Source organism: Cellulomonas biazotea (genome assembly GCF_004306155.1).
GTDB classification, from domain to species: domain Bacteria; phylum Actinomycetota; class Actinomycetes; order Actinomycetales; family Cellulomonadaceae; genus Cellulomonas; species Cellulomonas biazotea.
On sequence record NZ_BIMR01000388.1, the window covers coordinates 1 to 7,647 of the forward strand.

The window sequence follows — 7,647 nt, forward strand, 5'->3', positions numbered from 1 at the left end:
CGGCGGTCCGGGCGACGTGCTCGGCGTCGGGCGCGGCCGCGAGCGCCGGCCCGTCGACGACCAGCGCACCCCGGCCGGTGGCACGCAGCGCGCGCACCGCGAGCACCCGCCCGGAGCCGGTGGGCGGCTCGCGCAGGTACACCAGGGGTGCGCCCGCCGACAGGGCCGCGACGAGCCGCGTCGGGTCGCCCCACGCGACGTCCTCGGTCTCGGCGAGCACCGCGACGAGCGCCGGGTCGGGCGCGTCGTCGCCGAGCAGGTGCCCGACGACCCGGTCCGGCACCCGCAGCGGCCGGCCCGGCAGGGGACGGTCGGGGTCCTCGACCTCCAGCAGCCCGCCCCTGACGAGCGGCCCGTGCTCCAGCCGGTGCCGGCCCGCGGCCGACGCGAGCGGCACGCCGCACAGGGCGAGGGCGACCGCCGCCGACGGCCGCCGCCGCGTGACGTCGTCGTTGAGGTACCCGAAGAGCTGCTCGAACCGCGCGTCGACCTCGCACGCCAGGGCGACGAGCAGCAGCTCGACGTCGACGTCGTCGAGCCCGAACGCGCGCACCAGGTCCCGCAGCCGCAGCGGGAGGCCCTGCGCCTCGGCGGCGTCCGCGGCCTGCTCGGCGAGGCGGGTGCGCTCGTCGACGGCCGGGGACAGCGGCTCGGGAGCGCGCCCCGCGAGGAGGCGGTCGACGGTCTCGTCGCTGAGGTACAGCCCGCGGAACGGGTCGTCGGGCTGCGGGTCGCCGACGCGTCGGCGCGCGACGAGCGCCCGCACGCGCTCCTCGACCGCGGCGAGCCGCGCCAGGACGTGCGCGGTGCTCGCGTCCGTGCCGACGCCGACGCTCACCGTCGTCTCCGGGCGCGCGCGACGGGTCGCCGCGTGCCGGCCTTGGTCCCGTCGTGGCCGTCGCCGTCGCCGCCCGCACCGCCCGACGGGGGCGGTGCCTCGTGCCGTCGCACGCCGCTGTCCGACGCCCCGCCGTCGGTGTCGGCGAGGTCGATCGCGAGCGGCTCGCGCACCGGCGGTGCGACGACGTCACCGGGCACGGGCGTGAGGACCGGCACGTCGACGACGACGTCGATCGACGGCTTCAGCTCCCCGCCCAGCGCGGACCAGACGTCGGCGAAGCCGCGGTCCTCGGGCGGCGGCAGGCCGACGAACAGCGGCACGCGCGCCCCGGCCTCCGCGAGCCGGTCCTCCAGGACGCGCGCGGGCAGCGCGTCGAACCGCAGCAGGTGCACGAGCACGGCGTCGAGCAGCCGGTGCTCGTCCTCCGGGCGCTGCGTCCACGCCGTGACCAGGTACGACAGCCGGAAGTGCCGCGGCGGCTGGAAGCGGGCCCGGACCTCGCCCTCGACCCGGTTCTCCAGGAAACCCCGCGACCGGCGGCGCATGTCCTCGCGCAGGTCGTACAGGTACATGTCGACGGTGGGCGCGTTGCGCCGCGCCGCCCAGTCCTTCGTGGGCGCGTCCAGCACGACCTCGACGGACGAGCTGTCGACGGCCTCCCGCACGAGCGCCCGCAGCGCCTCGTCGACCGAGCCGATCACGTCGCCACCCCCTCAGTCCCGGAACAGGAAGCTCGGGGCCGCGACCGAGTTCGGCGTGACGAGCAGGTCGGCGCCGACCTCGCCGAACAGGGGCCCGGGGGTCGTCCCGGTCACGGCCAGCCGGCGAGGCCCGAGCTGCGTGTCGGCGACGACCGGCAGCGACGCCTGGAACGTGCCGTCGTCGGCGACGGGGTACGGCCCGGGGGCGCCCATGATCCCGGGCGTCCACGACACCAGGACGGGCTCGCCGGGTGGGAACCACTCGCCGGTGACGAACGCGACGCCGCCCGGGCGGACGACCACGGGCGACACGACGATCGTCGGCTGGCGCACCTCCAGCGGGGCGCTCGCGGTGTCGTCGGCGGGGGTCGGGTCGGGCGTGGTGCGCGTGACCGTGCCGGTGACCAGGCCGGTCTGCGGCGGGCCGGTGAACGGTGCGACGCCCAGCGGTGCCGTCAGGACGCGCGTCGCGTCCGCGCCGAGCGTGCCGAGCGCGCACGTGCCCGCGGCCTGCAGGCACGGCTCCGTCCCGGGCTCGGTGCCGGCCGGGACGGCGCCGGCGGGGTAGGCCGTCGTGAGGGTCACGTCGGTCGCGGGCTGCGGGTCGAGGTTGCGGATCGTGAACGTCGCGACGGCGGGCAGGCCGCCGACCCAGACAAGGCCGGGGGTGACGTCGACGGTCACGGAGATGCCCCGCAGTGACGCGACGAGCGTCGGGACGAGCGTCGCGGTGTTGTCCGTGACGTCCTGCTCGGGGCTCGTGCTCGTGACGACGGCGGTCACGGGGCCGGACGTGCCGGTCACACCCTGCAGGGGGATCGCGAAGACCACGGGCGGTGCGCCGCCCCGCAGCGGCGTCGGCAGGGTGCAGGTGAGCTGCGACGCGGCCGACGGGACGCACCCGGGGACGGCCGTCGCGGTCAGGCCGGGCGGCAGCGCGACGTCGACCTGGCCCTGCACGACGAGCGCGGGCCCCTGGTTGGTGACGGTCACCGTGAGCGTCGAGGTGCCGTCCGCGGACGGCGTCGCCGCGAGCGTCACCACGAGGTCGGTCCAGGGCCGGAACGCGGGCTCGTCCTGCTGCCCGGGGGTGTCGGTGACGACGCGCAGGCCCTCGCCGTCGGCGGCGGACACCGCCCAGATGCCGCGCTGCTGCGGCTGCCCGGTGCGGTGCGCGGAGAACGCGACCTCGGTGCCGTCGGGCGACCACGCGGGGTGGTCGGTGCCGTCGACGGTCGCCCGCGCCGGGGTCGCGGTGAGGTCGCCGCGCAGGCCCGTGAGGGTCCGGGCCCGCGTCACCGTGGGCGGGGTCGTCGTCGTGTCGACCGTGAGGACGCCGATGCCGCCGTACGCCGTCACCGGCTCGTCGACGACGCCGTCGTCGGTCGCGTCGGCCACGTTCGTCAGGTCGACGACGGCGAGCCGCGTGCCGTCGGACGACAGGGCGGGGGAGCGGCCCAGCACCGTGTTGTCGCACGTCTCGCCGCAGTCGTACTGCTGCCGCAGCTCGGTCGCCGTGCCGCCCACGACGTCGACCCACCAGATCTCGGTCGAGTCGACGGCGTACCGCTCGCCGCCCGTCAGGCCGCGGTCGTCGAGGAACCAGCGGCTGAACAGCAGCCGCGACCCGTCCGGCGTCCACACCGGGTCGTGGTCCTCGGACAGCATCTCCTCGCCCTCGGTCGTCACCTGCGTGACCGTGCCCGCGACCAGGTCGGCGACCCACAGCCGCGTCGGCGCGTTCCCCTGCGGGTCGGGCGACCGCGCGAACGCGACGCGCGTCCCGTCGGGCGACCAGGCGGGCTCGGCGTCGAACGGCCCGTGGTCGTAGGGCGTGCCGTCGTCGTTCGCGAGGACCTCGCCCGCGTTCTGGTCGGCGGGCGTGCTGCGGACCACCTGCGACAGGTCCCATGTGAAGTCCGCGAGCTCGGCGTGCTCGGACGCGTACGCGAGCCGGTCGCCCGCCGGGTGGTACGCGGGGGACAGCTCGTGCAACGGCTCGGGCCCCGGGGTGCCGGTGCCCCCGCCGGGAGGCGCCTCGACCCGGTTCGCCAGCACCCGCTCGTCCCCCGAGCCGTCCGCCCGGACGTCGTGGATGTCGATCATGCTCGGGCCGTCGGTGATCGTCAGCCACGCCGTCGGGCGGTCGAGCGCGTCGGGCTCGAACGGCGACCGCCACGACGGGTGCGACTCCGACCGGCCAAGGACGGCCGCGACCGGCTCCTGGAAGTCGACCTCCATGAGGCCGTCCGAGGTGTCCACGTGCGCGAGCCACACGTCGCCCGCCGGGTCCTGGTCGCGGCTCGTGAACGCGACCCACGCGTCGTCGAAGCTCTCGCCCCACGCCGGCTCCGACCCCTGCACCGACCCGACCTCGCCCACGTACGGGTCCTGCACGTCCGTCGACGCCTCGCCGTCGTCGCTCAGGTCGACGAACGCGACCGAGCCGTCGCCGCGGAACCGGGTCGTCGTGAACGCCACGACCGTGCGGGTGCCGTCGGCGACGTCCGCGACGGCCGGCTGCGTGTCGGCCTCCGGCCCGGACGTCACCTGCACCAGGTCGCCGTCGCCCGTCGACGGGACCGACCACAGGTCGCCCAGCGGGTCGTCGGCCGTCCCGCTGAACACGAGCCGCTCGTCGTCGGGCGTCCACGCGGGCCACGTCTCGTCGGCCGCGTCGTCCGTCAGCAGCGTCGAGGCGGCACCCACCTCGTCGCACCAGTCGAGGTCGGCCGGCGGGTCCTGCACCACGAGGCCGCCCTCGCCGAGGTCGTCGACCGGCAGGTCCGCGACCGCGACCGACCACGTGCCGTCGCGCTGGGTCGCCCACGCCACCCGCAGCCCGTCGTGCGACAGGACCGGGTGCGACTCGACCGCACCGCCGCACGTCAGCCGGACGACCGACGGCGGGACCGAGCCGAACGGCTCGAACCGCAGGTACACGTCACCCGCCGGGTCGTGCCGCGCGCTGACGAACACCGACGAGACCGGGATGTCCAGGGGGATCGGCCCCGACCCGAACTTCTGCGTCGACGCCTCGGCGTCGTAGCGGTGCCCCTGCTCGACGGGGTACCAGTACGAGGTCAGCTCGCCGAGCGCGGGCAGCACCGGCCCCGCCGCGAGACCGTCGGCCGCGCCACCGCCGCCCGGGCCGGCCGCGAGCTCGACGTCCCCGCCGCCGAACGGGTCGCCCCAGACCGCGAGCTGCGCGACGCGCTGCTCCGCATCCGCGTACGCGAGTCGCGCGGGCGTCACGAGCGGCGTCGGCAGGACGGACGGGCGCGGTGCGCCCATCGCGGCGAGGACGGCCGTGGGCAGCACGACGGCAGCGACCAGCCCGGCCGTCAGCGCTCGACGCACGTCGCCTCCTCCTGCGCTCGGGTGCCCGGCCCACGCTGCCGCGCACCCGGCACCGGTGAGCACCGCCCGCGGTCAGCCGATGAGGCAGCCGGTCCGGGCCGAAAGGGCAGGGCTCAGATGAGCCCCTCGCGCAGCGCGTACGCGACCGCGTGCGACCGGTTGCGCAGCTGCAGGCGCGTCGTGACGTCGTGCAGGACGTTCTTCACGGTGCGCTCCGAGTACGCGAGGTGCTGGGCGATCTCGGCGGTGTCGTACCCGTCGGCGACGAGCTTGAGCACCTCGATCTCCCGCGACGCGAGCCCCGTGAACGTCAGCCCCCGGGGTCGCAGCACCTGACGTTGCAGCGTCCCGACCTGGTCGAGCAGGCGTCCCAGCAGGTCGGGCGGCACGCTGCCCTCACCGGTCGCCGCCCCGCAGATGACCCGGACCAGGCGGTCCGGGGTGGCCTCCGCGCGGCGCACCAGCCCGAGCACCCCCGCCTCGACCGCCGTCACGACGTCACCGTCCTCGAGCCGGCCCGCGACGAGCACCGCCTGCGCGACCGACTGCCGGCGCACCATCCGCACCAGCCGCAGCGCGTCGTCGTCCACGGAGTCCGCGACCACGACCGCGACCTGCGCCTGCACCGCCTCCTCGACGGGGACGACCCGCACCTCCGGACGCGGCCGCAACGCGCTCACGACCCCCGCCTCGGAGATCGGGTCCCGCGCGCTCACCCACACCGCCACCCTGTCCATCGTCGCCCCCCGGCTGCGTGGCACCCGCTCCTCGGGTGCGAGGCAGCCAGCCTGCCCGGGTGCACTGATCGTGCAGTCAACAACGACTCAACGGGCAGGGAGCGGTGCCCGGACGGCCGGGCCGGTCGCCGTACCGACGGACGCGCGCGGCTCCTAGCGTCCGCAGCATGACGACGACCGCGAAGCTCGACTCGGCGCGCGTGGAGCTCAGCCCCGGCACCGAGGCGGTCGTGCCGCTGCAGATCCGCAACACCGGTGACGTGGTCGAGGGCTACCGCATCGAGGTGCTGGGCGTGCCGGCCGCCTGGACGACCGTCGAGCCCGCCGTCATCGAGGGCCTCTACCCGGGCACGTCGACCACCGCGACCGTGCGGTTCGCGCCGCCGCGGTCGGCCGCCGTCCCCGCGGGGCAGCTCGACTTCGGGGTCCGCGTCGTGCCGTTCGAGCACACCGACGAGACCGTCACGCCCGAAGGGGTCGTCGAGGTCCTGCCGTTCCTCGACACCACCGCCGAGCTGCTCCCCCGCACGTCGCACGGGCGCGGCGCCGCGAAGCACCGGGTCGCGCTCGACAACCGCGGCAACGTGCCCGTGACGGTGTCGCTCACCGCGACCGACGACAACGGCGCCCTCGCGTTCCGCGTGCAGCCGCAGATCGTGTCGGTCAACCCCGGGACCGTCGAGTTCGCCGACGTGCGCGTCAAGCCCGAGGACCGCCTGTGGCGCGGGCCCGACGTGACGATGCCGTTCACCGTCACCGCCGCCGCGGAGAACACCACGCCCGTCCTGCTCGACGGCGCGCACGTGCAGACCGCGACGATCCCCAAGTGGCTCGGCAAGGCCCTGCTGGCCCTCCTGCTGCTGCTCGCCCTGCTCGCGCTGCTGTGGTTCACGCTCCTCAAGCCCGTCATCCAGTCCGCCGCGAAGTCGTCCGTCGAGGACGAGGTCGCCCAGGCGCAGGAGGCCGCCGCCGCCGCGCAGGAGGCCGCGGCCGCCGCCGGTCAGGCGTCGACCGGGGCCGGGCAGGCCGCCGCCGCCGCGCAGGAGCAGGTCGCGCAGATGGAGGAGCTCACGCAGAGCCTCCTGCCGCCCACCGAGATCCTCACCCCGACCGTGCAGCGCATGAGCATCCAGACGCCGCCGTCCGCGAGCGCCGTCGAGGCCGACCCGTTCGTCGTGCCCGACGGCGGCACGTTCCGCCTCACCGACCTCGTCCTCAACAACCCGCAGGGCGACTTCGGCCGGCTGCTCCTCACGCAGACCCCCGCCGGCGGCGACCCGGTCGTGCTGTTCGACGTCGCGCTCGAGAACTTCCGCGACAACGACTTCCACTTCCAGACGCCGATCGTCCTGCCCGCCGGCACGAGCCTCACGATGTCCGTCGTGTGCCGCCAGCCCGGCGCACCGCTCAACCTCACGCCGCCGCCCACCGAGTGCGACGACGCCCTGGTCTTCAGCGGCACGCTCGCCGCCCCCGCCCCGCCCCCGGCGCCCTGATGCCCACCGGTCCGGCGCTGCGGGTCGGCGACACCGCCCTGTGCCCGCTGTTCGACGGCCCGAAGCCGCACGTCGGGGGCCCGATCACGCCCGCCGCAGGCGTCCTGACGGTCCTCATCGGCGGGCAGCCCGCCGCGGTCGCCAACGCGATGCCCGGCGGCATCCCGTGCGTGTCGCCCGCCCCGAACGGCATCGCGATGGGGTCGCTGACGGTCCTCATCGGCAACTTCCCCGCCGCCCGCCTGGCCGACCAGAGCATGCACGGCACCCCCGTCGTCCCGGGCCCGGGCTGCCCGACGGTGATCATCGGCGGCTGACCCAGCCCGCCCCTCACCCCACCTGCCCCCACCCCACCCACCCCACCCGCCCCCCACCTGAACCCCGGCGTCGAGTTCGCTGGTCGTGGTCGACTTCGCCGGCTGCGGATGACGAACTCGGCCGGGACCGGCGAACTCGGGGGCCGGGCCGGGCCGGGCCGGGCCTGGCCGGGCCTGGCCGGGCCCGGCCAGGCC

The 7,647-nt window shown here is 76.2% G+C and carries 5 protein-coding genes and 1 pseudogene; 2 read left to right on the forward strand and 4 right to left on the reverse strand.

Annotated elements, in window-relative coordinates; translation table 11 throughout:
- The 4 genes and pseudogenes from CBZ_RS19015 to CBZ_RS19030 all read right to left on the reverse strand — a co-directional run.
- A pseudogene (locus tag CBZ_RS19015) lies at positions 1-838 on the reverse strand (ATP-binding protein); the annotation flags it as partial.
- Positions 835-1,542 carry a Pvc16 family protein gene (locus tag CBZ_RS19020; RefSeq protein ID WP_130783025.1) on the reverse strand — a complete coding sequence of 236 codons (708 nt, stop codon included), beginning with the start codon at positions 1,540-1,542 and terminating at the stop codon, positions 835-837. The pseudogene CBZ_RS19015 and the gene CBZ_RS19020, both read right to left, overlap by 4 nt.
- Before the next feature lie 12 nt (positions 1,543-1,554).
- Complete coding sequence (locus CBZ_RS19025; protein WP_130783026.1) at positions 1,555-4,902, reverse strand: DUF11 domain-containing protein; 3,348 nt, start codon at positions 4,900-4,902, stop codon at positions 1,555-1,557.
- 113 nt (positions 4,903-5,015) lie between these two features.
- Positions 5,016-5,618 (reverse strand): response regulator transcription factor, encoded by a 603-nt coding sequence (locus CBZ_RS19030; protein ID WP_246013550.1) that lies wholly within the window; start codon positions 5,616-5,618, stop codon positions 5,016-5,018.
- Positions 5,619-5,806: 188 nt separating this feature from the next.
- Between CBZ_RS19030 and CBZ_RS19035 the strand changes: the two genes are divergently transcribed.
- Positions 5,807-7,135, forward strand: coding sequence for a COG1470 family protein (locus CBZ_RS19035; protein ID WP_130783028.1), 1,329 nt, complete (start codon positions 5,807-5,809; stop codon positions 7,133-7,135).
- Positions 7,135-7,452: a PAAR domain-containing protein gene (locus CBZ_RS19040; protein ID WP_130783029.1), complete on the forward strand. Its 318-nt coding sequence runs from the start codon at positions 7,135-7,137 to the stop codon at positions 7,450-7,452. Before CBZ_RS19035 ends, CBZ_RS19040 begins: the two co-directional genes overlap by 1 nt.
- Positions 7,453-7,647: the final 195 nt, after the last annotated feature.

What these genes read in the sequence shown, in the direction of transcription:
- CBZ_RS19035 (WP_130783028.1), top strand. Translation starts at nt 5,807, where the DNA reads ATGACGACGACCGCGAAGCTCGACTCGGCGCGCGTGGAGCTCAGCCCC.
- CBZ_RS19040 (WP_130783029.1), top strand. Translation starts at nt 7,135, where the DNA reads ATGCCCACCGGTCCGGCGCTGCGGGTCGGCGACACCGCCCTGTGCCCG.